The 25,840-nt window shown below is 72.9% G+C and carries 21 protein-coding genes; 10 read left to right on the top strand and 11 right to left on the bottom strand.

Translation table 11 applies throughout. The features are described 5' to 3' along the window. Window positions 1-219: 219 nt before the first annotated feature. The 4 genes from ACHUEU_RS00290 (at window position 220) to ACHUEU_RS00275 (ending at window position 4,757) form a co-directional block, all read left to right on the top strand. Window positions 220-1,287 (top strand): LLM class flavin-dependent oxidoreductase, encoded by a 1,068-nt coding sequence (locus ACHUEU_RS00290; RefSeq protein ID WP_394213865.1) that lies wholly within the window; start codon window positions 220-222, stop codon window positions 1,285-1,287. Between the two features lie 159 nt (window positions 1,288-1,446). Then, entirely contained in the window at window positions 1,447-2,124 is a 678-nt protein-coding gene (locus ACHUEU_RS00285) for a TetR/AcrR family transcriptional regulator (RefSeq protein ID WP_394213864.1), read from the top strand. A gap of 6 nt (window positions 2,125-2,130) precedes the next feature. After that, the gene (locus ACHUEU_RS00280) at window positions 2,131-3,114 is read left to right on the top strand and encodes an ABC transporter ATP-binding protein (RefSeq protein WP_394213863.1); all 984 of its coding nucleotides are present in this window, start codon (window positions 2,131-2,133) and stop codon (window positions 3,112-3,114) included. After that, window positions 3,111-4,757, top strand: coding sequence for an ABC transporter permease (locus ACHUEU_RS00275; RefSeq protein ID WP_394213862.1), 1,647 nt, complete (start codon window positions 3,111-3,113; stop codon window positions 4,755-4,757). The genes ACHUEU_RS00280 and ACHUEU_RS00275 overlap by 4 nt, the downstream gene beginning before the upstream one ends. Before the next feature lie 319 nt (window positions 4,758-5,076). On the opposite strand, the gene ACHUEU_RS00270 is transcribed toward ACHUEU_RS00275, so the two are convergent. From ACHUEU_RS00270 to ACHUEU_RS00260, 3 genes are all read right to left on the bottom strand, one after another. After that, window positions 5,077-5,964: an AraC family transcriptional regulator gene (locus ACHUEU_RS00270; RefSeq protein ID WP_394213861.1), complete on the bottom strand. Its 888-nt coding sequence runs from the start codon at window positions 5,962-5,964 to the stop codon at window positions 5,077-5,079. A gap of 77 nt (window positions 5,965-6,041) precedes the next feature. Continuing rightward, on the bottom strand, window positions 6,042-7,157 hold the full coding sequence (locus tag ACHUEU_RS00265) for an NAD(P)-dependent alcohol dehydrogenase (protein ID WP_394213860.1): 1,116 nt from the start codon (window positions 7,155-7,157) through the stop codon (window positions 6,042-6,044). 59 nt (window positions 7,158-7,216) lie between these two features. Next, window positions 7,217-8,569: an MFS transporter gene (locus ACHUEU_RS00260; protein WP_394213859.1), complete on the bottom strand. Its 1,353-nt coding sequence runs from the start codon at window positions 8,567-8,569 to the stop codon at window positions 7,217-7,219. Window positions 8,570-8,898: 329 nt separating this feature from the next. Here ACHUEU_RS00260 and ACHUEU_RS00255 point away from each other — a divergent pair, with 329 nt between their 5' ends. The 6 genes from ACHUEU_RS00255 (at window position 8,899) to ACHUEU_RS00230 (ending at window position 17,773) form a co-directional block, all read left to right on the top strand. Beyond that, window positions 8,899-9,864 (top strand): hypothetical protein, encoded by a 966-nt coding sequence (locus ACHUEU_RS00255; RefSeq protein ID WP_394213858.1) that lies wholly within the window; start codon window positions 8,899-8,901, stop codon window positions 9,862-9,864. Then, the gene (locus ACHUEU_RS00250) at window positions 9,861-10,580 is read left to right on the top strand and encodes a hypothetical protein (RefSeq protein ID WP_394213857.1); all 720 of its coding nucleotides are present in this window, start codon (window positions 9,861-9,863) and stop codon (window positions 10,578-10,580) included. The genes ACHUEU_RS00255 and ACHUEU_RS00250 overlap by 4 nt, the downstream gene beginning before the upstream one ends. A gap of 61 nt (window positions 10,581-10,641) precedes the next feature. Next, window positions 10,642-14,184, top strand: coding sequence for a S41 family peptidase (locus tag ACHUEU_RS00245; protein WP_394213856.1), 3,543 nt, complete (start codon window positions 10,642-10,644; stop codon window positions 14,182-14,184). A gap of 282 nt (window positions 14,185-14,466) precedes the next feature. Next, on the top strand, window positions 14,467-15,033 hold the full coding sequence (locus ACHUEU_RS00240) for an SRPBCC family protein (protein WP_394213855.1): 567 nt from the start codon (window positions 14,467-14,469) through the stop codon (window positions 15,031-15,033). A 133-nt stretch (window positions 15,034-15,166) separates the two neighbouring features. Continuing rightward, window positions 15,167-16,150: a universal stress protein gene (locus ACHUEU_RS00235; RefSeq protein ID WP_394213854.1), complete on the top strand. Its 984-nt coding sequence runs from the start codon at window positions 15,167-15,169 to the stop codon at window positions 16,148-16,150. Window positions 16,151-16,282: 132 nt separating this feature from the next. Next, entirely contained in the window at window positions 16,283-17,773 is a 1,491-nt protein-coding gene (locus ACHUEU_RS00230) for a gluconokinase (RefSeq protein ID WP_394213853.1), read from the top strand. Between the two features lie 192 nt (window positions 17,774-17,965). On the opposite strand, the gene ACHUEU_RS00225 is transcribed toward ACHUEU_RS00230, so the two are convergent. The 8 genes from ACHUEU_RS00225 to ACHUEU_RS00190 all read right to left on the bottom strand — a co-directional run bounded on the left by ACHUEU_RS00225 (window position 17,966) and on the right by ACHUEU_RS00190 (window position 25,740). Beyond that, window positions 17,966-19,237 (bottom strand): mannitol dehydrogenase family protein, encoded by a 1,272-nt coding sequence (locus ACHUEU_RS00225; RefSeq protein WP_394213852.1) that lies wholly within the window; start codon window positions 19,235-19,237, stop codon window positions 17,966-17,968. Further along, on the bottom strand, window positions 19,237-20,673 hold the full coding sequence (gene uxaC / locus ACHUEU_RS00220; RefSeq protein WP_394213851.1) for a glucuronate isomerase: 1,437 nt from the start codon (window positions 20,671-20,673) through the stop codon (window positions 19,237-19,239). The genes ACHUEU_RS00225 and uxaC overlap by 1 nt, the downstream gene beginning before the upstream one ends. A gap of 82 nt (window positions 20,674-20,755) precedes the next feature. Continuing rightward, a complete protein-coding gene (locus ACHUEU_RS00215; RefSeq protein WP_394213850.1) occupies window positions 20,756-21,760 on the bottom strand; it encodes a LacI family DNA-binding transcriptional regulator in 1,005 nt (334 codons plus the stop codon). A gap of 56 nt (window positions 21,761-21,816) precedes the next feature. Beyond that, a complete protein-coding gene (locus ACHUEU_RS00210) occupies window positions 21,817-22,173 on the bottom strand; it encodes a DMT family transporter (RefSeq protein ID WP_394213849.1) in 357 nt (118 codons plus the stop codon). Next, window positions 22,170-22,511 (bottom strand): DMT family transporter, encoded by a 342-nt coding sequence (locus ACHUEU_RS00205; protein WP_394213848.1) that lies wholly within the window; start codon window positions 22,509-22,511, stop codon window positions 22,170-22,172. The genes ACHUEU_RS00210 and ACHUEU_RS00205 overlap by 4 nt, the downstream gene beginning before the upstream one ends. Before the next feature lie 220 nt (window positions 22,512-22,731). Continuing rightward, the gene (gene larB / locus ACHUEU_RS00200; RefSeq protein WP_394213847.1) at window positions 22,732-23,448 is read right to left on the bottom strand and encodes a nickel pincer cofactor biosynthesis protein LarB; all 717 of its coding nucleotides are present in this window, start codon (window positions 23,446-23,448) and stop codon (window positions 22,732-22,734) included. Beyond that, window positions 23,441-24,301 carry an ATP-dependent sacrificial sulfur transferase LarE gene (larE, locus tag ACHUEU_RS00195; RefSeq protein WP_394214105.1) on the bottom strand — a complete coding sequence of 287 codons (861 nt, stop codon included), beginning with the start codon at window positions 24,299-24,301 and terminating at the stop codon, window positions 23,441-23,443. The genes larB and larE overlap by 8 nt, the downstream gene beginning before the upstream one ends. A gap of 101 nt (window positions 24,302-24,402) precedes the next feature. Further along, window positions 24,403-25,740, bottom strand: a complete 1,338-nt coding sequence (locus ACHUEU_RS00190; protein ID WP_394213846.1) for a lactate racemase domain-containing protein — start codon at window positions 25,738-25,740, stop codon at window positions 24,403-24,405. Window positions 25,741-25,840: the final 100 nt, after the last annotated feature.

The raw sequence follows: 25,840 nt of genomic DNA, 5'->3' as shown, positions 1-25,840 counted from the left end.
AGGGGGCTGTGGCGGCCAGCATGCCGAGGGGAGCACGGCGGGGATCGCTTACAGAGCGCTCCACCCTACGGGGCGGAGCACCTCGCGGCGGGCGCCCACCCGCACAATGGGGTGCAGGTCTCGTCCCGGTCCGCTGAACACTCGCGCTCGAGCGTCGGCGGGGGCGGCAGCGGGAGCCGCTCCCTAGTGGAATCTTCAACTATGATCTAGGATAGGTCCATGCGAGCCTTCGGATTCCTCAGCTTCGGCCACTACGGCGGCCGCCCTGCCCAGGGCGGTCTCAGCGCCCGCCAGATGCTCCACGACGCGATCGACATCTCCGTCGGCGCCGATGAGCTGGGCGTGAACGGCGCCTACTTCCGGGTCCACCACTTCGCCCAGCAGTCCGCCTCCCCGATGCCGCTGCTCTCGGCGGTCGCCGCGCGCACGCAGCGGATCGAGGTGGGCACAGGTGTGATCGACATGCGCTACGAGAACCCTCTGTACTTTGCCGAGGAGGCCGCGGCCCTGGACCACATCGCCGACGGCCGGGTGGCCCTCGGGGTCTCCCGCGGCAGCCCCGAACCCGCGGACCGCGGCTGGGAGGCCTTCGGCTACACCGGATCGACCGATCCGCGCGGTGCGGACATCGCCCGTGAGAAGTTCGCGGTCTTCCTGCAGGCCATCCAGGGCGAGGGCATGGCCCGCGCGGCGGAGCGGCCTTACATGTCGAACGCCGCGCCAGGATCCGATCTGCGCATCGAGCCCCACTCCCCCGAGCTGATCCGTCGGATCTGGTGGGGCGCGGGCTCCCGCGAGACCGCCGAGAGCACGGGCCGGCAGGGCCTGAACCTCATGAGCTCGACCCTGCTCACCGAAGCCACGGGCGCGGCTTTCGGCGATCTCCAGGCCGAGCAGATCGAGCGCTACCGCGCCGCCTTCCGCGCGGCCGGGCACACGCACGCACCGCGCGTCTCCGTCTCCCGCAGCGTGTTCCCGATCGTCACCGAGCAGGACCGCATGCTGTTCGGGATGCGACCGGGCGAGGACGCCGACCAGATCGGCATCATCGACGGGCACCGCTCGACCTTCGGCCGCACCTACGTCGGCGCACCGGACCGGCTCATCGAACAGCTGCAGGCCGACGCCGCCGTGCACGCCGCCGACACCCTGATGCTCACCATCCCCTCGCAGGCCGGGGTCGAGCTGAACCTGCGCATCCTGGAGAGCTTCGCGACGCATGTCGCCCCGGCGCTGGGTTGGCAGGCCAATACCGAGGGCCCCGTGCAGGGCGATCCGGTGGCCTGACCCCGCAGGCCCGATCGCATCCCCGCTGCCACCTCGGCACGCCGCCCCTGCGGACCAGGGCGGTCACGACCGCACCCGCACCCCACGCTCCACCCCCCTTGACTGACCGCTCAGTCAGCCCTAGATTGACTGAACAGTCAGTCAGCGCGGAGGGGTGTCATGCAGTCCACCGGGGACGAGGATGTCAGCAGCATCGACCGGATCCGCGAATCCGCGATCTGGCTCTTCGGCGCGCACGGATTCCGCGCGACGACGTTGAAGTCCATCGCGGCCGAGGCCCGGGTCTCCCAGGCGTTGATCGTCCACCACTTCAAGTCCAAGGCGGGCCTCCGCACGGCCTGCGACCGACACGTGGCGCATCTCGTGCGCTCACGGAAGGAGGAGGTGGTCGACGGCCCGCAGGGCGTCGACCCCTTCCCCGCCATGCGCCGGCTGCAGGAGGCGCCTCACCTGCTGCGCTATCTCACGCGCGCGCTGACCGAGGGCGGGGAGAGCACCGCGGGGCTGGTCGACGACATGCTCGAGGACGCTGTGGAGTACCTGGCGCTCGGTGAGCGCTCCGGGCTGATCCTGCCCAGCGCGACGCCTCGGGACCGTGCTGCCCTGCTTCTGATCTGGTCCCTCGGCGCACTGACACTTCACGAGCACGTCGCCCGCCTGCTCGGTGTCGACTTCCTGTCCGGCAGCACCTCCCCGGCGGAGCTGAGCCGCTACCTCCACCCGGCCATCGAGCTCTATTCCCAGGGCCTGGTGGCCGAGCACAGCCTCGACGGGCTGCTCTCCATGCTCCCGGAAAGCCCGGGAGCACCCCCGACCCACCCCGACGAGGAGCGCTGATCGCCCATGACTACCGCACCCGTGATCTCCGCGCAGGGTCTGCGCAAGCACTTCGGCCGCACCCGCGCGCTGGACGGCCTCGACCTCGAGGTCGCCCCCGGCGAAGTGCACGGCTTCCTGGGCCCGAACGGGGCCGGCAAATCCACCACCATGCGCGTGCTGCTGGGACTGCTGCACGCCGACGGCGGCACCGTCCGCCTGCTGGGCGGCGATCCGTGGCGTGACGCGGTCACCCTGCACCGACGACTCGCCTACGTTCCCGGTGACGTGGAGCTGTGGCCCACCCTCACCGGAGGCGAGGCGATCGACCTGCTGGCGCGCCTGCGCGGCCGCTTGGACCGGCGCAAGCGCGACGAGCTGTGCGAGCGCTTCGACCTGGATCCCTCCAAGAAGGCCCGCACCTACTCCAAGGGCAACCGGCAGAAGGTGGCGCTGATCTCGGCGCTCGCCTCCGAGGTGGAGCTGCTCCTGCTGGACGAGCCGACCGCCGGGCTGGACCCGCTGATGGAAGTGGTGTTCCAGCAGGCGATCCGTGAGGTGAAGGACGCCGGACGGACGGTGCTGCTCTCCAGCCACATCCTCGCGCAGGTGGAGGCGCTGGCCGACCGGCTCTCCATCGTCCGCCAGGGACAGATCGTCGAGACGGGCTCCCTCTCGCAGCTGCGCCATATGACCCGCACCACCTTCGTCGCCGAGCTGGAGCAGTCGGCGGCCGCGCTGGAGCGGCTCGACGGGATCCATGACCTCTCCACGAAGGACGGCACCGTCTCCTTCCAGGTCGACGGCGACCGGGTCGACGGCGTGGTCCGGGCACTGGCCCCGCTCGGGGTGCGGTCACTGGTGGCGCACCCGCCGACGCTCGAGCAGCTGCTGATGCGGCACTACGGGGACGACGCGGACGCGCGCGGCGGAACGACCGACGGGGGATCGGTGGAAGACACCGCGGTGCACAGCGCCAAGACGGCTCCCCACCGCGAGGTGGCCCGATGACCGCCCCCACGCACCGCGCCGCCCCGAGCACCGGCGACGGTGCCGCCTCCTCGCTCTCCGGCCTGCGCACTCTGATCCGGCTCGTGCTGCGTCGGGACCGGATCCGCCTGCCCGCCTGGATCGCGGGCCACGGTCTGCTGGTGGTCTACATCGGTGCCGCCCTGCCGCAGCTCGCGCCGCAGGAAGAGGATCTGGGGAACCTCACCGTGATGCTCGCGCAGCCGGTGGGACGGATGTTCACCGGCCCGGCCTTCGGACTGGACGCCCCCACCTATGAGCGGTTCTTCGCCGCCGGCTACATGCCGTACCTCTTCCTCCTGTCCGCCCTGATGAACATCTTCCTGATCACTCGGCACACCCGCGGCGAGGAGCAGTCCGGGCGCGCCGAGCTGATCCGGGCGAATGTCACCGGCCGGCACACCGCCCTCACCGCGGCGCTCGCCGTCGCCCTGCTCGCGAACGCCGTGGTGGCCCCCGTGGTGGCGGTCCTCGCGGTCGCCGTGGGATATGCGGTGCCCGGCTCGCTCCTGGCCGGTCTCGCCACCAGCCTGACCGGGATGGTCTTCGCCGGAGTGGCGGCGGTGACCTCGCAGCTCAGCGAGTTCTCCCGCGCCGCCTCCGGGATGGCCGGGGCGGTTCTCGGCGTCGCCTTCCTGCTGCGTGCCCTGGGCGACATGGTCGCGGTGGGCGGGAGTGCGCTGTCGTGGGTCTCACCGCTCGGCTGGGCGGCGCAGACCGCTCCGTACGTCCACGACCGATGGGCTCCGCTGGTGCTGTCCGCGGCCCTGGCCCTGGCCGCCGTGGCCCTCGCGTTCGAGCTGCAGCGACGCCGCGACTTCAGCGCCAGCTTCGTCGCCACCCGTCCCGGGAGGGCCCATGCCCACCCCTGGCTCGGCACTCCGACGGGTCTCGCCGCCCGATTGCAGTGCGGAGGGCTCCTGGGCTGGGGGACCGCGATCCTCCTGCTCGGCATCATCGACGGGGCCTTCACCCAGGCGATGATCGATGCCGGCGACGGGATGCCCGATGAGCTCAGTGCCATCTTCGGCACCGAGGCGCTGGTGCAGGGCTACACGGCCTTCCTCGGCTCGTTCGTGATCATCTTCGCCGCCGCCTACGCCGTGTACGCGATGCAGACCCTCCGCGCCGAGGAGGGCTCCGGTCGCGCCGACGCCGTGCTGGCCACCCCGGTGAGCCGCGTCGTCTGGAGCGCCTCGCACGTCCTGGTCATCGCCGTGGGGATCCTGCTGCTCGCGACGGTCACCGGTCTGGGTACCGGACTCGCCACGGCACTGGTGACCGGCGACGGGGACCTGCTGGGCGAGGTCCTGCTCGCCCACCTGGCCGTGGCACCGGCCGCGCTGTGCGTGCTCGGGCTGTGCACAGCCCTGTTCGGCTGGTTGCCGCGCCTGATGGCGGCGCTGGGCTGGGTCGCCGTGGCGGTGCTGGGCGTCGTGGAGCTCTTCGCCGCGCTCCTGGACCTGCCGGACTGGCTCCGGAGCCTCTCCCCGCTCCACCACCTCGCCGCCGTGCCGGTGGAGGAGTTCGCTCTGACGCCGTTCCTGGTGGTCACCGCGGTCGCCGTGGCCGCGGTGGTGATCGGGCTGCTCGGACTGCGGCGCCGCCAGCTGAACGTGACCTGAACTGCGATGCCGGACCCGTCACCTCACCCGCACCCGTCGCGCCGCCGCGGCAGCGGGCCGGGAGTTCCTGCTGATGGGGGACCTGAACATCGCCCGCACTGATGGTGGTCCTGGCCAGGACGCTCGTTCGCCGATGACGCCGGCTGGCGCCTCGACCACCACCTGGCCACGCCCCGCCCGCCCGCACCGCGCAGCACGTCGAGGTCGATCGGGAGTCCCGCGGTCGGCGACTGTCGGACCACTCCCGGTGCTGGTCGACGACGACTGGCGCTGAGCGTGCAGTGCGGCGAGGCCCCTCCGGGGGTCGGGGCCGGGTCGGCTACTCGATCAGCTGCGCGGCCCGGTACGCCCGCGGCGTCATGCCCGTCTCCTCCCGGAAGCGACGGTTGAAGTTCGACAGGTTGGTGAACCCCGCGCGGAAGCAGACGTCTGCCACCGGCAGATCGGTGCGCAGCAGGAGGCGGCAGGCCTCGGAGACCCGCAGCCGGATCACGGTGCGGGCGAACCCCACCCCCGTCGCCCGCGAGAAGAGGCGCGAGACGTGGGTCTCGCTCATCTGGATCTCGTGGGCGACGTCGGCCAGCTGGACGCGCTCGCCCAGATGCTCGTGGAGGTAGGTCACCGCGCAGTGGAAGATCTCGGAGTCGTCGGTGCCCAGCGGTGTGTCGATGAGCTGTTCCGAGAGCACCTCGCGTTCGTGCGCCGGCGCTCCGGCCAGCAGGTCCAACAGCTCGAGCAGGCCCGCGAACCGCATCGCCCCGCGCCGGTCGCGGATGTCCCCGAGGACCTGCACCGCGCGTTCGCGGGTGGCCCCCGCGTACTGGATCCCGTACCGCGCCGTGGCGAGCAGGGGCGGGATCCGGTTCAGGTCCGGCACCAGCTCCGCGAGCCGGATGAGCAGCTCGGGATCGGCCTGGATCAGCAGGTCACGTCCGGGCACGGTCTCGCCGTCCTGGACCGAGGAGACCCAGTTGTGCGGCAGCTCGGAGCCGATCAGGTACAGGGCGCCAGGACCGAAGGCCCGGGCCGCGCTGCCGATCTGCGCCGTTCCGGACGAGCCGGTGATGAGGTGGATCTCGATCTCGGGATGGTGGTGCCAGCGCGCGAGCGGATGAGGGTAGTCGTGCTGGAACCAGCGCAGAGCACTCGCCGAGTCCATCAGCACGAGTTCGCGGACGGACTCCACGAGATCGGCCGAGGCGGCCATCTGCCCTCCTCCCGGAGGCATCACGGGGACAGGACCACTGTAGTCCGCTCCCGGGACGTCGCCGGGGGGACGCGACCTCATCCGGCGGCGATGTCCGCGAAGGTGAGCTGGAGCTTGGTGTCCGTCGGCCGCCCCTGCGCGCCTCGTTCGAACACCGCGACCGCCTCCTCGACCGGGAACGTCTGCGTGACGAAGCGTCCCAGGTCCACGCCCTCCCCGGCGGCGAGGTCCACGGCCTTCTGGTAGACGTTCGCGTAGCGGAACACCGTCTCGATGCGCAGCTCGCGCACCTGTGCCTTGGTGGTGTCGAAGCTGACCGGGCGCGCGGGCATGCCGACCACGACGAGCACACCGCCCGGAGCGGGCACGTCCCAGATCGACGCGTAGGAGCCGGCCGCTCCCGAGGCCTCGAAGACGGCCTGCGGGCCCCAGCCCCCGGTGTCCTGCCGGACGCGCTCACCCAGGTCCTCCCGCGAGGCGTCGACCGGGATCAGCCCGGAGATCCCGTCGATCAGGGCAAGCTTCTCGGGGGCGAGATCGGAGACGTAGACCCGGGAGGCGCCGCCGTTCAGCGCGGCGATCGCGGTCATGATGCCGATCGTTCCGCAGCCCACCACGGCGGCGATGTCGCCGGGCCGGAGACGGGCCTTGGTCGCCGCCTGCATGCCGACCGCGAACGGCTCGATGAGCGCACCCTCCGCGAAGGAGAGGGCCTCGGGCAGGGCGTAGGTGTACTCGGCCGGGTGGACGACCTCCTCGGCGAGGCAGCCGTCGTACGGCGGGGTGGCCCAGAAGCGGACCGCGGGATCGACGTTGTACATGCCCTCGCGGGCGGCACGGGAGCGGGCGTCCGGGATGCCCGGCTCCATGCACACGCGGTCCCCGGGGGCGAGGTGCGCGACCCCCTCGCCGACGGCGATGACGGTGCCGGAGCCTTCGTGGCCGAGGATCATCGGCGCCTCGAGGACGAAGTCGCCGATCGCCCCGTGGGTGTAGTAGTGCACGTCGGAGCCGCAGATGCCGACGGTGTGCATCGCGATGCGCACCTCACCGGGTCCTGGCTCACCCGGCCGCGGGACGTCCTCGATCGTGATGCGCCCCGGCTCCTGCAGGACGACGGCCCGCATGGCGCCGTTCGGGCTCGCCGGGTCCGCGGCGGGGCTCGCGGCGGTGGTCGGTGTCGCGTCGGTCATGGGACGCACCTTTCGTCGGGGCGGTACGGGCTGGGCATGGAGAAGGTCGGGGCGCAGGGTCAGGACGCGGGAACGAGCCGGGGCTCCTCCTCCGCACCGGTACCGGACGCGGCGGAGGCGGCGGCCGCGGCGCGAGCACCTGCCCTCTCCGCGCGACTCAGCGGGCGGCCGGCGGCATCGGTGATGCCGGGCTGCGGGGGTCGGATGACGACGGTGGTCACCGTGCCCAGCAGCATGAGCACCGCGTACACCCAGATCACGCCGAGCGACCCGAGCAGCGGCTGGAAGACGGTGATGACCGCCGGGCCGAGGAAGGTGGTCAGCCCCGACGCCAGGTTGTGCGCGGAGATCGCCGCGCCGCGGTGCTCGGGAGCCAGGGCCGGGAAGATCGCGCCCATCGGCACGAAGGCCGTCACGGAGATCGAGAAGAGCACTCCGGCGACGTACATCATCACCAGATTGCTGCCGAAGAGGTGAGGGAAGTAGCCGAAGCCGAGGGTCGCCGCCGCCATCCCCACGAAGCCGAACCAGCGCATCTGGCGCATCCAGCCGAAGCGATCGCCGAGTCGGCCCCAGAGGATGTTGGTGAGGATCTGGATCGCGGAGATGACCGCCCACAGGCGGATCCACTGCGCCTGGGTGAACCACTCCTGGGAGTCGGGGTACACGCCGGTCAGGTACAGCGGCATCATCAGCGGGAACCCGTACAGGGTGAGGTTGCACAGGACCCGGATCACGACGGCGAGGGAGATCTGCGGCCTCTCCGCGAGGATCGTCACGCCGCGCAGCAGCTCGCGCGTCCTCTCCTGCCGGGTGAGCACCTGCTCGGACAGGGCGCCCTTCGGGGCGCCGGGCACGAGGAACAGGCAGATGAGGGTTCCGGTGCCGACGAATGCGGGCGCCATCCACAACGTCGCGAGCTCGCCGATCGCGGGGATCGTCATCGACGGGATGAAGGCCCCGAGCGTGCCCAGCCCCACGGAGAAGGCCGCCCAGAACCATCCCATCGCGCTCGCCAGCCGGCCGGGCTCGGTCGATTCGGCGATGAGCACCACGAACGAGTACATGAACAGCGGATAGGCGATGCCCCGCAGGCCGTAGGTGGCGACGGCGAGAACCGGGTCGGTGATCCCGACGGAGAGGAACAGGGCGTGCAGGGCGATCCAGAGGATGCCGCCCAGCAGCATCAGCCGCTTGGGGCCGAAGGTCTCGGCCAGCACCCCGGTGGTCCAGGCGGAGATCGCGACCACGAGGCCGTAGACCGTGAAGCACAGCCCGGCCTGCTGCGGGGTGAACCCGTGCGCGGTCACCAAGTACCGGGAGAGGAAGGTGAGCTCGAAGCCGTCCCCGGCCATGAAGATGGCGAGCGCGATGTAGCCGAAGACCAGCTTTCGCGGCATTCCCAGAACCATTGCACTCCTTCGTGCTCGCCGTGATCTCGTGCGGCGGATCGAGCGGACGGCGGCTCGGAGCCGCTGACGGGACCGAACGGAATGTCCGGCTGGAGCCAGAGTCCCAGCCGTGCTCCTCGCAGATCCAGCCCGAATACGCCCAGGAACCGATACTTTCCTGCAGTGCGCATCGCAGCGGCCATGAGATTCGCGCAGAATGGCATCGGTGCGAGGGGAGCTCCCCCGCAGATCACGCCGTGAGCCCTGGTCCGCACCACCGGGTTCCCGTAGAGTAAGAAATCGTGGGCGCCGGACGACGCGCTCGTTCCGCACCACCGTGAAGGACCACGATGCCCGCGCCGCAGCCCGCCGCCGCCCCGGCCGCGCCTGCCGTCCCCCGTCCTGCGGGAGGGTCCCCCTCCGCCCCCGGCACCGAGGCCGCCCGCCACCTGCTCGCCCCCCGGCCCGACGCCCGCCCGCTGACCCTGTGGGGCTCCTCCTCGATGAGCTCCGAGGGCGGCGCCGCGGCGACCCCGGTGGCGGTGCGGATCCACGAGCACCTCGCCCTGGCGGCCGCCCCCGCCGTGGTGCACGGCTACGGCGTCGGCGCCACCCGCTCCCGCCACACCCTGCTGATGCGCGGCCTGGACGCCCCCGAGCTGCGATTGCTCGGCGATCCCGCCCCCGGGACCGGAGCGGTGCCGGTCGCTCTCGACTCCGAACTCTCCCCCGCCGGGCCCCTCCGGATCCCCGGTGATCTGGGGGGAGTGCGCGGTGTGCTCGACGGCAGCGGCGAGAGCTGGATGTTCCTCCCCGACGACGCCGCGCGCCCGCTCGCCGCCGGTCGGTTCCGCTCCGCGCTCGCCCTGGTCGCCACAGGGTCCCGTCAGGTGCTGTGGATGGGTAAGAACAACATCCTGGACGTGCCCGGGGTGCTCGAGGACACGCAGCGGATGTGGGACGCCGCCGCGGATCCTGCACGGGACACGCTGGTGCTCGGGCAGTGGCCCACCCCGCACGACCCCGTGGGCTCCGCCACCGCGGACGCCGTCGACGCCGTCAACGAGGAGCAGCAGCGCCGCTACGGGGACCATTTCCTGGACCTGGGCGGCCTGCTCACCTCCGAGGACGGCCTCCGCTGCCCGCCGCTCGCGCCGCTGCGCCTGCTCGAGCAGGCCACCACCCACGAGGCGCTCGCCCGGCGGATCGTGCCGGACGGCCTGCGGGCGCCGGACGAGATCCACCTCAACGGCTGGGGGAACCTGGCCGTGAGCTGGGCGATCGTGCATCGGATGCGGGAGCTGAGGTGGCTGTGAGACGACCTGCCGCCCCGCATCTGCGCGCCGGTCGTCCCGGCGCCCCGGCGCCCCGGACCACCTCCGCCCCCTCGGCGGAGGCCGCGCCCGGATCGACGACTCCGCGACCGTCGAGCCTGCACCGCACCGGCCGTCGTGCGGTGCTGCTGGTCGGCGCCGCAGCGGCCGTCGGCGGCGCCGTCGGTGCCGGAGCCCGGCTGCGCGCCGGTGGCCCCGCCGCCCCTTTCCTCGATGTCGCCGCGGAGGATCCCGGCGCCGAGGCGATGCGCTGGGCGGACGAGACCGGGGTGCAGCCCGCCCTCTCCCCCGCCGGCTACTTCCCGCAGGTGGAGGTGACCCGCGGTGAGGCGGCCGTCGCGCTGCACCGTCTGGCGGGCGCCCCGGCCGTGGACCTCCGGAGCATCCCCGCCCTGTTCACGGATCTCGGTGCGGAGCCGGCCCGGGTCACCGCCGTGCTGTGGCTGCACGGTCGCGGTGCGCTGTGGGGGGACGCCGAGCTGCGGGTGCGTCCGGAGGAGCCCATCACCTGGGACGGCACGGCGATGATGCTCACGGCGCTGCTGCGCCCTGCCCTGGCCGGGGTCGGCGTCACCTGGGACGCCTCGGCCGAGGTCCCGCCGCCCCGGTCCGCGGACGGGGGCTCCGTCGTCACCCGCGCGGACCTGGCCGTCTCCCTGCACCGGGCGAACTCGATCATCACCGACGCGCTCGGCTGACCTGCCGCAGGCCCCGAGAGATCGGTGTGAGCCGGCCCTCGCCGCGCGTAGGGTTGGACGCATGCCGATGACGCCTGCCCATGCCGCCTATCTCCGCCATCCCGATGTCCGCGGAGATCTCCTGACCTTCACCGCCGCGAACGATGTCTGGCTGGCCCCGCTGGCCGGCGGGCGCGCCTGGCGGCTGACCGATGAGGGCGCCCCCGTCGCCTACCCGCGCTTCTCCCCCGACGGCACCCAGGTCGCGTTCACCTCCCGCACCTCCGGCGGCCCGGAGGTGTGGGTGATCCCCACCGAGGGCGACACCGCCCCGCGTCGGCTCACCGCCTGGGGCCGCCCCTCCACGAAGGTCGCCGGCTGGCTGCCGGACGGCCGGATCCTCGCCACCAGCAGCTTCGGCGCCCCGATCGCGCGGGATGCCCAGCTGTGGGCGATCGACCTCGAGGGCACCGCTGAGCTGCTGCCGCTGGGGCGCAGCGGCGAGGCCGCGATCCATCCCTCCGGCACCACCGTGGTCTCCACCCCGTGGCGCCGTGACCAGGCCTCCTGGAAGCATTACCAGGGCGGCACCGCGGTGAAGCTGTGGATCTCCCGCCAGGAGGTGCCGCTGGACGCCCCTGCCGAGGCTCATGCCGAGCGCTCCTGGGAGCCGCTGCTGGACGAGATCCTCGCCTCGAAGCTGCGGATCGCCTGGTACGGGGACCGGCTGCTGTTCGCCTCGGACACCCCGGGCCCCGATGCGGCCCGGAACGATCGCGCCTCCGCGAACCTCTGGTCGGTGGCACGGGACGGCTCGGACCTGCGCGCGCACACCTCGCTGACCTCCGCGCAGGGCTATCTGCGCGAACCGGCGACCGACGGCTCCACCATCGTCTTCAGCTCCCGCGGCCGCGTGTTCGCGATGGACTCCCTGGGGGCGAGTCCGCGCGAGGTCGAGATCCTGGTCTCCGGCGTCGGCGCCGCACGGCTGCCGCGCCCCGCACCGGCGACCAAGAACGTGCTGGCCATGCGCCCGCTCCATGACGCCCGGGCGAGCGTCGTCGAATGGCGGGGCAGCGTCCACGCCCTCACCCACCGCGGCGGCCCCTCCCGTCTGCTCGCCGGGGCCTGCGGGCTGCGGCTGCGGGAGGCGCACCCGCTGGGCCGTTCCGACTTCGCCCTGTTCGTCTCCGACGCGGAGGCGCTCGGCGACCGCGAGTCCGGCGGCGTCGGCTCCGACGTGCTGGCCCTCGCACGGCTGGACGGCGGCGGCGAGGAGATCCGGCTCGACCTCGGCGAGGTGGGTCGCATCCTGCACGCGATCGCCTCCCCCGACGGCTCCAAGGTCGCGCTGACCACGCACGACAACGTGGTGCGCCTGGTGACGCTGCGGGGCCTCGAGGATCCTGCGAGGACCTCCCATCAGCCGTCGGCGAAGGAGGCCGCAGCCTCCGCCTGGGAGCAGGACGCCGAGCACGCGGTCCCCGCGCCGCGCCTCGACCACGTGCGCGAGGTGGGCCGCTCCGCCGGCGGCGAGGTGCGGGACCTCGCCTGGTCGCCGGACGGTCGCTGGCTGGTGTGGGCCGAGCCCAACTCCTGGCAGCTCAGCCGCCTGATGATCTCGGACACCGAGGACCAGGAGCCCACCGGTCGCGCACTGACCACCGGGAAGTACCAGGACGCCGCCCCGGCCTTCAGCGCCGACGGCAAGCACCTGGCCCTGCTGAGCCTGCGCACCTTCGAGACGGTCTACGACGACATGGTCTTCGACCTCGGCTTCGTCAACGCCGAGCGCCCGTTCCTGCTGCCGCTGGAGCGCACCACCCCCGATCCCTTCGGCCCGCACCCCGACGGCTGGGGCGCCGCCGCGACGGGCAAGGATGCCGAGGGCGCTGGCGGTCCGGGCGGGAAGGACGCCGCGAGCACCCCAGGGTCCGACGGCTCCGCAGTCCCGGGCGGCGCGGCGGGCCCGGAGGCGGCGACCGCGGCCTCGGCGCAGCCGGCCACCTCGCACAGCGCCGCCGGCGCCGAGGCGGCGCACCGCCCGCCCACCACCCGCATCGATCTCGAGTCGGTGGAGTCGCGCCTGGTGCCCTTCCCGGTGGTCTCGGGCTACTACTCGCACCTCACCGCGGTCAGCGGCGGCTTCGTCTGGCTGCGCCACCCGCAGCAGGGGGTGCTGGGCAGCGCCCGCGCCGGGGTGGAGGCGGAGGCCCCGACGCCGACGCTCGAGCACTGGAACCTCGCAGACCGCAAGCTCACCGTGCTCGCCGAGGGCGTCACCGACCTCTCCGCCTCCGGCGACGGGGACTCCCTGGTGATCCGGCAGGGCGAGAAGTGGGTGCAGGTGCCGGCGACCCGCAAGGTCGAGGACGAGGATCCGGCACGGATCGTCATCGACACCTCCCGGATGCGGCTGAGCGTCGACCCGGTCGCCGAGCGTCGCGGCATGCTCTGGGACAACTACCGGATCATGGCCCAGCAGTACTGGCGCGCGGATCTGGACGGCATGGACTGGCACGCGATGACCTCCTGGTACGACCCCGTCATCGAGCGGCTGGTCACCGAGGACGACTTCCAGGACCTGATGTGGGAGGTCCAGGGCGAGCTGGGCACCTCGCACGCCTACGTGAAGGGCCCGGTCTACCAGGCCGATCCGCCGATGCTCCCCGCCCATCTGGGGGCCGACCTCGAGCTCCGCGACGGGCGCTGGGTGATCACCCGGATCCTGCCCGGCGACTCCTCCGATCCCGATGCCCGCTCCCCGCTGCTCGCCCCCGGGGTGGGGGCGCAGGTGGGCGATGCGGTGCTCCGCGTCGACGGCCGGCCGGTGCCCCGCGAGGGCGTCGAGGCCGCGCTGGTCGGCGCCGCGGACAAGCCCACCGAGCTGGTGCTGCTGCGCGACGGGGCGGAGCACCGGGTGGCGGTCACCCCGCTCGCCGACGACTCCGCGCTGCGCTACCAGGACTGGGTCGCCGCCCGGCGCGCGCTGGTGGAAGACCTCTCGGGCGGTCGCCTCGGCTACCTGCACATCCCCGACATGGTCTCCTCCGGCTGGGCGCAGATGCACCGTGACCTGCGCGAGGCCTCCACCAAGGAGGGACTGGTGGTGGACGTGCGCTACAACAGCGGCGGGCACACCTCGCAGCTGGTCACCGACCGGATCGCCCGCCGGGTGCTCTCCTGGGGCTACCCGCGCCATGAGCGCCCCGGCACCTACCCGTCCTTCGCCCCGCGCGGTGCGGTGGTGCTGGTGACCAACCAGGAGGCGGGCTCCGACGGCGACATCGTGAACGCCGTCTCCCGCGCCCTGGAGATCGGGCCGATCATCGGCACCCGCACCTGGGGCGGCGTGATCGGCATCGACGGTCGCTACGACCTGGTCGACGGCACCGGCGTCACCCAGCCGAAGTACGCCAGCTGGTTCGAGGGCGAGGACTGGGCGATCGAGAACTACGGCGTGGAGCCGGACATCGAGGTGCCGCTGCCGCCGAACGCCTGGGTCGCGGGCGAGGACCCGCAGCTCACGCGCGGGGTCACCGAGGCGCTCGCGCTGCTGGAGCAGGAGCCCGCTGCGGTGGCGCCCCCGCTGCCGGCGCCGCGCTTCGGTCCCGACACGCGCTGAGCCTCGGGCCGGTCCGCACGCCGGGCCGGGCCGTACCCGCCCGCGCCGCCGGACCAGCGGGGCCCGCGCCGCCGGACCAGCGGCATGGATTGTCAGGATCCGTTCCGTTCGCCCGCAGATTCTGGAACGGATCCTGACAATCCGGGCCACGGCCGACCGTGCAGCTGCCGTGCGCGCCGCTGCGGTCGGGCGGGGTCGACGGTCCCGGCCACCGCGCAGGGCCCGGGTGGACAATGGCAGGAGATGTCAACGCCGCACAGGGCGGCGCAGGGGAGGAGCCACGTGAACACGTCCGGGAACGACTCAGCCATGGACCCCGCAGCCATGGACCGCTCAGCCATCGCCCAGCGCATCGCCGACCTCCCGGTCGCCGTCGACCTCACCGAGGACGCCGTGATCCTCGAGGTGGACCTCTCCGGCTCCGGCGCGCAGATCTGGGAGCACCTCACGTCTCCGGAGCTGCTGGCGACCTGGTCGCCGATCGTCCCCGAACGGCCGCTGACCGAGCCCGGCCCCGTCCTCTCCCGGGAGACCCCGGAAGCGGAGCCGGTGGCCGTGGACGTGCTCGCCACCGCCGGGGATCATGCGCTGACCCACCGCTGGGGCGATGATCTCCTGGAATGGCTGATCGACGAGGCCCGCCTGACCCTGCTGATGAAGCTCTCGACGCCGCAGTACGCACCGACCTACCTGGCCGGCTGGCAGGTGTGCCTCGGCGTGCTCGATGCCCGCCTCGAGGGCCTGGACCAGGAGCGGATCGTGGGGCGCGACGCCCTGGAGCACGGCTGGCGCGAGCTGCGCGACCGCTACGCGCAGGAGCTCGACCTGCCCGATCAGCCCGAGGTGTGAGCGCGGGGCGAGCGCCAGGACCAAGGGGCCGCGGACACGCGGCCCACCGGGCCTACGATGGGCTCACCGACGACCGAGTCGACCCGGGGGCGACGTCGTCGGCCCCGCAGCGCCCCCGATGCAGGAGGTCGAGATGCACGACGATGGCTCCACCCCGCAGTCCCCGGTCCCCGCGGACCCGGGCGTCCGACCGCTCGGCGTGCTGGTCGGCTTCGACGGCTCCGACCAGTCCGTCCGGGCGCTGTTCTACGCGGCGCGCGCCGCGCGACGGCTCGGCAGCCCGCTCACCGTCGTCACCGCCTTCACGGTGCCGAGCCTCGCCTACGCCGATGCCTCGCTGACCCCCACCGTCCCCGTGGAGGTCGCCCGCCTGGCCGCCGCCCAGGAGCAGCTCGAGGAAGCTCGCGAGCACCTGCGCGGATTCCCCGGCGAGGTCGACCTGCGCACCGCACAGGGTGACGCCGCCGGCGTGCTGGTGGAGATGTCCGCACGGGCCCAGCTCGCGGTGGTCGGAGCCCGCGGTCGCGGAGGCTTCTTCGGCCGTCTGCTCGGTTCCGTCTCCTCGGCGCTGCCGGCGCACGCGCACTGCCCCACCATCGTCGTCCCGCGCCAGTACGAGGTGGGCACGGAGACCGGAGCCGCACGCTTCACCCCGCGGGACGAGCGCACCCCGGTGGTGGTCGGGGTGGACGGCTCGGCCACCAGCCGCCTCACCGTGCGCCACGCCGTCGTCGCCGCCCGCACCCGGAACGCGCCGCTGCACCTGCTGATGGTGATGTCCTCGCTCGAGGACTGGGGCGGCGCGTCCATGGCCTGGCTGCCCGACCCGGAGCTGCTGGAGCGCCACCGGCGCGAGCTCGGCGACCAGCTCGAGGCCGATGCGACGGCGCTGCGGACCGAGCACCCGGACCTCACGATCACCAGCCGGGCGGTGCTGGCCGAGCCGGTCGCCGCCCTGCTCGAGCAGACCGCGGGCGCCCAGCTCACGGTGCTCGGGACGCGCGGCCACGGCCGATTGGCCAGCACCCTGCTGGGCTCGGTCTCCCAGGCCGTGCTCCAGCGCGCCGAGGGCCCGGTGATGGTGGTCCCGCCGCGAGGCGCGGAGACCGGGATCTGATCCCTGCCGCGCCCGCCGTGGCAACCCGTGGCGAGGCCCCTCACGACGCTCTGCCCGGCTCGTATGCTGGCCGGAAGACCTGCGTCGGCGCTATGCCGGCGCAGCTGGACCGACCCGTGCAGGAGACCTCCCATGCCCCGATTCCACGTCCCGGCCGAGGACGCCCAGGGACCGCTCGTGGTCGCCATCGACATCGGCTCCGGCGGCACCCGCGCCGCGGTCTACGACATCTCCGGCCGCGAGGTCGGCGCGCTCCATCACAAGGAGAGCCACGAGTTCACCGTCGACGACGACGGCACCAGCACCATCGACGCCGATCAGATCGTCGAAGAGATCCGCGCCGCTCTGACCGCGGTGCTGGCCGCCGCCCCGCTGCCCGGGCAGGTGCGTGCGATCGGCGTCGACACCTTCGCCTCCTCGCTGGTCGCGGTCGACGCGGCGGGTGAGGCGCTGACCCCCTGCATCACCTACGCGGACACCCGCTGCCATGCTCAGGTGGACCGCCTCGCGGCGAGCCTCGACGTGGACGAGCTCCACGAGCGCACCGGTGCCCGCCTGCACTCCTCCTACACCGCGCCGCGCCTGGCATGGCTGCGCGAGACCCGGCCCGAGGTCTTCGCCCGCACCGAGCGCTTCATGGCCCTCGGCGAGTACGTGGCCTCGAAGCTGCTGGGCACTCCCGCGCTGGGCACCGCCTCGGCCGCCTGGTCCGGCATGATCGACCGCCGCACCGGGCAGTACGTGCCCGAGCTGCTCGAGGCCGTCGGGGTGGACGTCTCCGCGATGGGCCCGGCACTGGACCCCTCCGACGCCCTGCCCGTCGACGGCACCCCGCTGGCTGCGGAGTTCCCGCAGCTGGAGGACGCCGTGTGGGTGCCGGTGATCGGCGACGGCCTCGCCGCGAACCTCGGCATCGGCGCGCTCGGCGAGGGCACCTGGGGCATCTCCACCGCCACCTCCGGGGCGATCCGGCAGCTGCTCTCCACCGAGATCCCCTCGCTGCCCAGCGGGCTGTGGGCCTACCGCGTGGACCAGCAGCGCACCCTCGTCGGCTCCGCGATGAGCGACTGCGGCCGGGTGCTGGACTGGTGCCGCCACGAGCTGGCGATGCCGTCCGATGTGGCGACGACGGACACCACCGCCCTCTTCTCCGCCCCGGTCTCCGCCGGGACCCCGCTGGTGGTCCCCTTCTTCTCCGGGGAGCGGGGCACCAAGTGGCGGGGCAGCTCACGGGCCCTGTTCGCGAACATCGGTGCGTCCACCACCTGGGAGGACATGCTGCGTGGGGCGATGGAGGGGGTGGCCCTGTCGTTCCTGCGGATCGCCGACCAGATGCGCGAGGCCGGCGGCGAGCCGGAGCGGATCGTGCTCTCGGGCGGCATGACGGGGGTGATCCCCGGCTGGCTGCACCTGCTCTCGGACGCGCTCGGCATGCCGCTCGACCATGTCGCGATCTCCCGCTCGACCATGCGGGGCGCCGCCGTGCTGGCTCTCGAGCAGGCCGCTCCCGGAGCGCGCGTCGCCGAGGCGCCGGTGCTGACCCATGTGGAGCCGGTCGCGGCCCATCAGGACTACTACCGCGAGCGCCTCGAGCGCTTCGAGGAGCTCGCCGACCTGGCCTGAGCCCCGCCGGCCGGTGCACCGGCCTGACCGGCGCCCCTGCCCCTGAGCCGGGCTGCCCCCGGCGTGGTCGCGTACTGGACGTGGAGCGCTCCGTATGCCGATATCTCCGCAGAGAGCGCTGTGACGCCAGTGCCCGACCATGCCCCGGCCCGACTCCGGGCCCGGGGCCGGGGCCGGGGCCGGGCATGCCCGTCAAGGGCGCGGGAGGCGCTTCTCCTCCGTGGCGACGGCGATGACCAGGGGATCGTCGGCGGCCACGTCGAGCAGGGCGAGCAGCGCGGTGACGCGCTCGGTGTCTCCCGGCAGTGCGGCGGCGGCGGCGATCTGCTCGGCCTGAGGGTCCTGCACCTCGTGACCGCCGCGCACTCGATCGGTGACCCAGGCGGTCCAGGCGGCGACGGCCGCGACCTCGCCGCAGGCCCGGTCGGGCCCGCCGAGCTCGGCGATCACGGGCAGGGTGCGCACCGGCAGCTTCACGGAGCCGTCGGCGGCGATGCGGATCAGGTTGTCGGCCAGGCGCGGGTTGCGGAAGCGCTCCTCGAGCGCCGCCGTGTAGGCGTCCAGCTCGTCGGCGGGCAGCGGCAGCGTCTCGCGGGCCTCGGCCCACAGCTGCTCGACCAGGGCCCGCACCTCGCGGTGCGCGATCGCCTCGTCCACGCGCTGGACGCCGGCGACCTGGCCGGCATAGGCCATCAGGGTGTGGGCGCCGTTGAGCAGGCGCAGCTTGCGCAGCTCATGCACCTCGAGGTCGTCGGTCAGCTGTGCTCCGGCCTTCTCCCACTCGGGGCGGCGGCCGCGGAAGCTGTCCTCCAGGACCCACTCGGAGAAGGGCTCGGTGACCACCGGGACGCTGTCGGCGAGCCCGGTCCGCGCCAGGACGATGTCCGCGGCCTGCTCGTCGGCCGCGGGCGTGATCCGGTCGACCATGGAGGAGACCACATCGACATGGTCCGCGAACCAGGCGGTGGTCTCCTCGTCGAGCTCGGCGAGGACGGCTCGACGCAGCACCTCGCCGTTGCCGGTGAGGTTGTCGCAGGAGACCAGGGCGATCGGCTCGGTGACCCCGGCCTCGCGGCGGGCCTGCAGGCCCAGCGCGAGCCGGGCGGGGGCGGAGCGGGCGGGATCGCTGCCGGCGGCGTAGCCCTTCTCGGTGATGGTCAGGGTGACCACGGCGGTGAAGGGGTCCGCGAGCAGGCGCACCAGGGCGTCGACGTCGGAGGCGGGGAGCACCTCGTCGATGACCTCGACGAGGCCGACCTCGTCCTGCTCCCGGCCCCGGACGATCAGTCCGTACCGGCCGCCCTGCGCGTTCAGCGCATCGGCCATCTCGGCGGAGCGGCCGGTGAAGGCCACCACGGACCAGCCGCCGGCCACCTCGGTGTGGTGCAGGGTGTGGGCGCGGGCGAAGTTGCCGATGCCGAGGTGGACCAGACGGCCCACGTCGGAGGGACTGGGGGTGTGCATCAGTTCTCCTCTCCTGCGGCGCCGAGGCGGAAGACCTCGCGCGGCTGCTGATCGGGCAGGGTGACCACGAGCTCCTGGGCGTCCTCGAGCCGGATCCGGTGCTCGGCGACCAGGCCCGCGAGGTGCGAGGCGTCCAGGCGGCGGGACATGTCGTGACGCGCCGGGATGGAGCAGAAGGCGCGGGTGTCGTCGATGAAACCGCTGGTCCGGCTGTAGCCGATGGTCTCGGAGACCGCACGGCGGTAGCGCAGGATCGCATCGGGGGCATCGATGAACCACCAGGGCGCACCGGCGAAGACGGAGGGGTACACGCCGGCCAGCGGCGCGATCTCGCGCGAGAGCACGGTCTCGTCGATCGTGAACAGCACGGTGCGGAAGTTCGGGGAGTGGCCCACGTCGTTGAGCATCGGCCGCACGTGGTCGACGTAGTCGACCGCGACCGGGATGTCGAAGCCGACGTCGGCGCCGAACCGCTCGGACATCGCCTCGGAGTGGTTGCGGGAGACGCCCGGGTGGAGGGTCATGACCAGGCCGTCCTCGGCGGCCAGCCGGGCCTGATCGGCCAGCAGGTGACGGCGCAGCGCCACCGCCTCGGCGGCCCCGATCGCCCCGTCGCGAGCGGCGGTGAAGAGGCGGCGGGCATCCCTGTCGCTCAGCCGGGCGGTGCCCGGGTCGAGGTGCGAGTGATCGGAGGAGACGGCACCGTGGTCGCGGAAGTACAGGCGGCGGAGGCGCATCGCCTCGAGGTGGCCGTCGTAGCTGCCGGCGTCGACCCCGGCGGCCTCGCCGAGAGCGTCGGTCAGCGCGCGGAAGTCCGCGCGGGCGGGCTCGAGGTACCGGTCCGGGCGGAAGGTGGGGATCACCCGCCCGGTGAAGGACGCCTCCGCGGCGAGCGCGTCATGCGGGGCCAGGTCGTCGATGGGGTCATCGGTGGTCGCCATGACGGAGATCTTGAACCGGTCGAACAGCGCGCGGGGGCGGAACTCGGGCCGGGCGAGCTGCTCGCAGAGCGCGTCGTACATCGCATCGGCGGTGCGGGGATTCAGGACGGTCTCGAGGCCGAAGACCTCGGAGAACTCGTGCTCCATCCAGTAGCGGGACGGAGTGCCGGCATAGGCGTGCCAGTGCTCGGCCAGCAGGTGCCAGGCCCGGCGGGAGGCCTTCTCGTCCAACGGTCCCTGGCCCACGCCCAGCTCCGCGAGGTCCACGCCACGAGCGTGCATCAGGCGGTTGACGTAGTGGTCCGGGGTGATGAACAGCGAGGTCGGGTCGCGGAAGGGCTCGTCCTCGAGCAGCAGCCGGGGGTCGACATGCCCGTGGGGCGAGACGATCGGCTGGTCCTTCTCGAGCTCGTAGAGCCCGCGGGCGATCTCGCGCACGGCGGGGTCGGCGGGAAGGAGTCTGTCCGGGTGTGGCACGTAGGCGTCGTTGCTCATGGCGTCATCCTCGCAAGGCGGTGCAGGTCCTGCTGGACGTTGTCACGGGTTGCCGGTGCGGGGCGTCCGGGATGCCGCCGGGTCAGCGGCCGGGTTCGCGGGGCCCGGTGGTGCCGCGCGGCACCAGCCGCACCGGCAGTGTGCCCTCGACCGGGGTGCGGTGCGCCGAGGGGTTCTCGATCCGGCGCACCAGGCGTTCGACGGCGGTCCGACCCTGGGCCCGCTTGGGACTGACCACGGTGGTGAGCCCGCCGCCGACCAGTCGCGAGAGCTGGATGTCATCGTGCCCCATCACCGACAGCTCCTCCGGCACCCGGATCCCGGCACGCAGCGCGGAGATCAGGAAGCCGAAGGCGACCAGGTCGTTGTAGCAGACCACCGCATGCGGGAGGGAGTCCCGCAGCTCCCCGAAGGCCAGCTCGCCGCCCGCGGCGGTGGGAGCGAAGGGGCCGTGGCGCTGGATCTGCACGCCGTGCTGCCGGGCGGCGACGCGGGCCGCGCGCCAGCGCTCCCCGTCGGACCACGAGTTGACCGGGCCGGAGACGTAGGTGACGGTGCGGATCCCGTTCTCGGCGAGGTGCTCGAGCGCCTGCCCCATCCCGTTCGAGAAATCGGGGGTCACCGAGTCCAGGCCGGCGACGCGCCGGTTCAGCACCACCACCGGGATGCGCTTGGTGAGGTGGTTCAGCGTGGCGTCGGAGAGGCGGGTGCCGGCCAGCACGATCCCGTCGACCACGTTGATGGCGCTCTCCAGGCTCGAGCGCTCCCGGGCCTCATCCTCGACGGTGTCCAGCAGGAGCAGCAGGAAGCCCTGCTCGTGGGCGGCCTCCTGCATGCCGGAGACGAGCTCGGCGAAATAGGGGTTGGTGAGGTCGGGGACCTCGATCCCGAGGCGGTGGTGACGCTCGGGGCGCTCCTGTGCGGCGGGCGCGGCGGTGCGGTAGTCCAGCGCTTTGGCGGCGTCCATCACCCTGGCATGCGTCGCGGCGCTGACCCGTCCGGGACGGGAGAAGGCACGGGACACGGTCGACGGAGCGACCCCGGCGGCCTTGGCGACGTCGTAGATCGTCACGCGCTGCTCGGCCATCCTGCGGCTCCGTCCTCGCCGACGTCGGCGCTGCCTCCCGATACTGAGTGATCAGCCTACCCTGCCGAGAGGCAACCGGCGGCAACCGCCGAGGTGTCTCCCCCGCCGAGCTCGATCAGCAGCACCCCGACGGCGATCATCCCGAACCCCGCGAGCATCATCAGGGTCAGGTTCTCGCGGAACAGCACCCGGGAGGCGAGGGCGGTGAGCACGATGCCCACCGCAGCCCACATGCCGTAGGCGACCCCGAGCGGCATCCCCTCCGCGAGCGTCCCGGACAGCAGCGCGAAGGCCACCACATAGGCGCCGACGACCAGCACGTACCAGGCGCGACGGCCCTCGGTGGCCGCGCGCAGGGACAGCGTCCCCACCACCTCGGCGAGGATCGCGCCGCCCAGCAGCAGCCAGCTCATGCCGCCTCCTCCCGTCGGGCCCACTGGGCGCCGAGCTCGACGACCACCACCCCGGCGGCGACCAGCACGATCCCGGTGATCTTCAGGGCCGTGAACACCTCGCCGAACAGGACGGCGGAGAGCAGTGCGGTGAGCACCACCCCGCAGGCGCCCCAGATCCCGTAGGCGACGCCGAGCCCCATGCCGCGCTTCAGCACCTGGACGAGCAGCGCGTAGGACAGGGCGTAGCCGACGACGACCACGGCATGGAGTGCGGGACGGTCGAGCGCCCCGCGCAGGGACAGGGTGGCGGCGACCTCGCTGAGGATCGCGACGCCCAGCAGCAGCCAGGCGGTCATGCGCCCTCCCCCAGCGATTCGCGGGCGACGGCGAGCAGCCGCTCGCGGCGGGCGGACGGAGTGTGCTCGGGCACCTCGAGCCGGCGGTCGAGCCGCTGCTGCCGGTGCGCGGTCAGCGCGACCCGGGAAATGGGAGGCCACGCCCCTACGCTACCGATCGGAGGGTGGCGCGGTGGCCGCCATCGCACGGCGCTGTGGCGGACCGCACCGCGACGAGCGGCTACTCCCCCGCCGCCGGGGCCCAGCGTGCGATCTGCGCGGCGAGGTGTCCGGCGCCGTAGCCGTTGTCGATGTTGACCACGCCGATGCCGGGCGCGCAGGCCGAGAGCATGGTGAGGGCCGCGGTGACGCCGCCGGCCGCGACCCCGTAGCCGACCGAGGTGGGCAGCGCGACCACCGGGGCGCTGATCTGCCCGGCGACCACGGTGGGCAGTGCCCCGTCCATCCCGGCGGCGACGACCACGCAGGCCGCCTCGCGCAGCTCCGGCAGGCGGGACTGGAGGCGATGGAGCCCGGCGATGCCGATGTCCGCGATGAGCCGGGTGGGCCGGCCGAGGTAGCGGGCGGTGAGCTCCGCCTCGCGGGCCACGGGGAGATCGCTGGTGCCGGCGCAGGCGACGACCACCAGGCCTCCCGACGGCTCCGGAGGCGTGGCGGGCCAGGCGAGCAGGCGGGCGGAGGCGTCGTGGAGGGCGTCCGGCAGAGCGGTCAGCACCGCGTCGGCGCGAGCGGCGTCGGCCCGGGTGAACAGCACCGGGCCGAGGTCGTCCCGGCCCTCGGCGTGCAGTCGCGCGTATTCCGCGGCGATCGCGTCGACCTGCTCGATGCTCTTGGCGTCGCAGAGCACCGCCTCGGGGGCACCGCGGCGGCGGGCGCGATCCAGGTCCAGCTCCAGGAAGCCGTCGATCTTCCCCTCGGCCGGGCCGGGCTCAGCCATGCGCCCCGGCACTCCTGCCCACGATCTGCAGGGAGAACAATCCCGAGCGGATGCCGTCGAGGTCGATCGTGACGTGCTGGAACCCGGTCTCCTTGCCGGCGGCCACGAGGGCTGCGCGGATCTCGGGCTCCATGGCGCGGGCGAGCTCGTCGGTGGGCAGCTCGATGCGGCCCACGGTGCCGTGGTGGCGCACCCGGCAGTCGCTGAAGCCCTGCTCGTAGACGGCGTCCTCGAGGTCGTCGATCTGGCGCAGCTTCTCGGGGGTGACCTCCTGGCCGAAGGGCACCCGGGAGGCGAGACAGGGGGCGGCGGGCTTGTCCGCGACCGGGAGCGAGAGCTGACGCGCGACCTCGCGCACCTGAGGCTTCGTCATGCCGACCGCGGACAGCGGGCGCAGCACCCGGTGGCGGGTGGCGGCGCCCGCGCCGGGCCGGTCATGGCGGGTCGCGTCGTCGGCGTTCTCGCCGTAGGCGACGGCGTCCAGCTGCTGGTCGCCGGCCACGTCGTCGCCGATGCGGGTGAACAGCTCGTCCTTGCAGTGGAAGCAGCGGGTGCCGTCGTTCTTCTGGTACTCGGGGTTCTCCCCCTCGTGGGTGAAGACCTCGACCACCTCCGCCCCGATCACGGAGGCGACCTGGTGGGCGAGGCGTCGTTCGCGGCGGGCGAGCGAGGGGGAGACGCCGAGCAGGGCCACGACGTTCTCGGTGCCGAGCGCCCGGACCGCGAGCGCGAGCAGGGTCGCGGAGTCCACGCCCCCGGAATAGGCGACACCGAGCCGGCCCACCCCCTCGAGCTGGGCGGAGACCGCGTCGGCGAGCGCGAGCGCCTCGCCCGTGAGCGCCTCCGGGGTCATCTCGGTGACGGTGACGCCGGGGTGACCGGGCGAGAACAGCGAGCTCGGGGCGGGCGGCTCGGCGCCGGGTCGCAGGGGGAGGGGGCGGTGATCGGTGGTGGTCACAGGGAGCTCCGCTCCGCGGCGAGGCGGAAGAGCACCTCGCCGGCATGATCGATGACGAGGGTGTCCGGGTCGTTGCGCAGCGCGTCGATATCGAGGGAGGCGGGGTCCATGTACAGGACGTTGTGGGCCTCGCACTCCTCCTGCGGGATCGAGGTGGCGAAGTAGCGGTTCACCCGCTGCCGCTCCTCCCCGGTCTCCGGATCGAAGGTGCCCAGGCCCGTGACGTGGGTGGAGTGGGCGAGCTCGCCCCAGGGATGGTCCTTGAACCTCTCCCACTGCTTCGTGAAGTACTCGATGTTGTGATACCCGATGTCGCGGATCCCGGGGTGCATGGCGGCGACCTCGGTGATGTGCGGGGCATAGATGATCACGTCGCCGCCGTCGGCGCAGACGGGCTCGGACTTGTAGAAGCCCTTCGCCCCGGTCCACATGTCGTCGTACATCTCCGGGACCAGGGCGACGATCCGCTTGAACGGCTTGTCGACGTAGGTGATGTGGGTCTGCGCGGAGATCTTCGCCATCGCGGCCCAGGCGGCCTGCGGGTCGCCGACGGCGATCGCGTTCAGCTCCCGGCCGCCGGAGACGACGTCCATGGTGACAGCGAGCTTCTCGGCGTCGATCAGCTCGCTGGCGGCGTCGATCAGCTGGCGGACCGGGGTGATGCCGAGGGTGCCGATGATGCGACTGGCGGTGATCAGCGCGCCCACCCAGTGGGAGATGTCGATGACGTCGTGCACCGAGCAGCCGGGGAAGAAGTACTTGTTGCCGCCGGAGAAGCCGACCACCTCGTGCGGGAAGACGGGGCCGACGATCAGGTTGACGTCGGACTCGACCACGAGCCGGTTGATCTGCACGCGCATGGGGATGTCGGTGAGCAGGCCGCCGGTGAGCTCGGAGATCCGCTCGGCGGAGATCTCGCCGAGGTCGGCGATCTGGTCGGGGTCATCCCAGGCGTGGTTGAGGACGGTCCACCCGGGGTAGGTCGCGGCAGCGCCCTTCTCCGTGGCGCCGAGCAGGGTATCGATCGCCCCCTCGCTCATCGCCGCGTGGGTGCCCAGTGCGATCAGCACGGTGACCGAGGAGGCCCTCCCGGCGAGCGCCTCATGAATCGCGGACAGCACCAGCGGCAGCGGGACGGAGCGGGTGCCGTCGGGGATGATCAGGCAGATGCTCTTGCCGTCGAGGTCCTGACCGGCGAGCTGCTCGGCGATGAAGCCGGTGATCTGCTCCTCGGTGAGCACCCCCTCCGGACCGCCGAGGAGGGCGGCGCGCTCGGCGAGGCCCTCGGGGATCGGGTGGATCGTGGGCTGCCTCGTCGGGCTGTGCTCGGTCATGCCCCCATGATGGACGCCCTGACCGGGGACGACAAGGACAGCCCGGTTGTTGCCACGACCGGGCGGAGCACGGTCGCGAGCTCGTGCCGCTGCTCGTCCT

The sequence above is a fragment of the Brachybacterium vulturis genome, from assembly GCF_043641765.1.
In the GTDB taxonomy this organism is placed as follows: domain Bacteria; phylum Actinomycetota; class Actinomycetes; order Actinomycetales; family Dermabacteraceae; genus Brachybacterium; species Brachybacterium vulturis_A.
The sequence above is the reverse complement of the archived record's forward strand: the minus strand, read 5'-3'. Positions and strand labels throughout refer to the sequence as shown.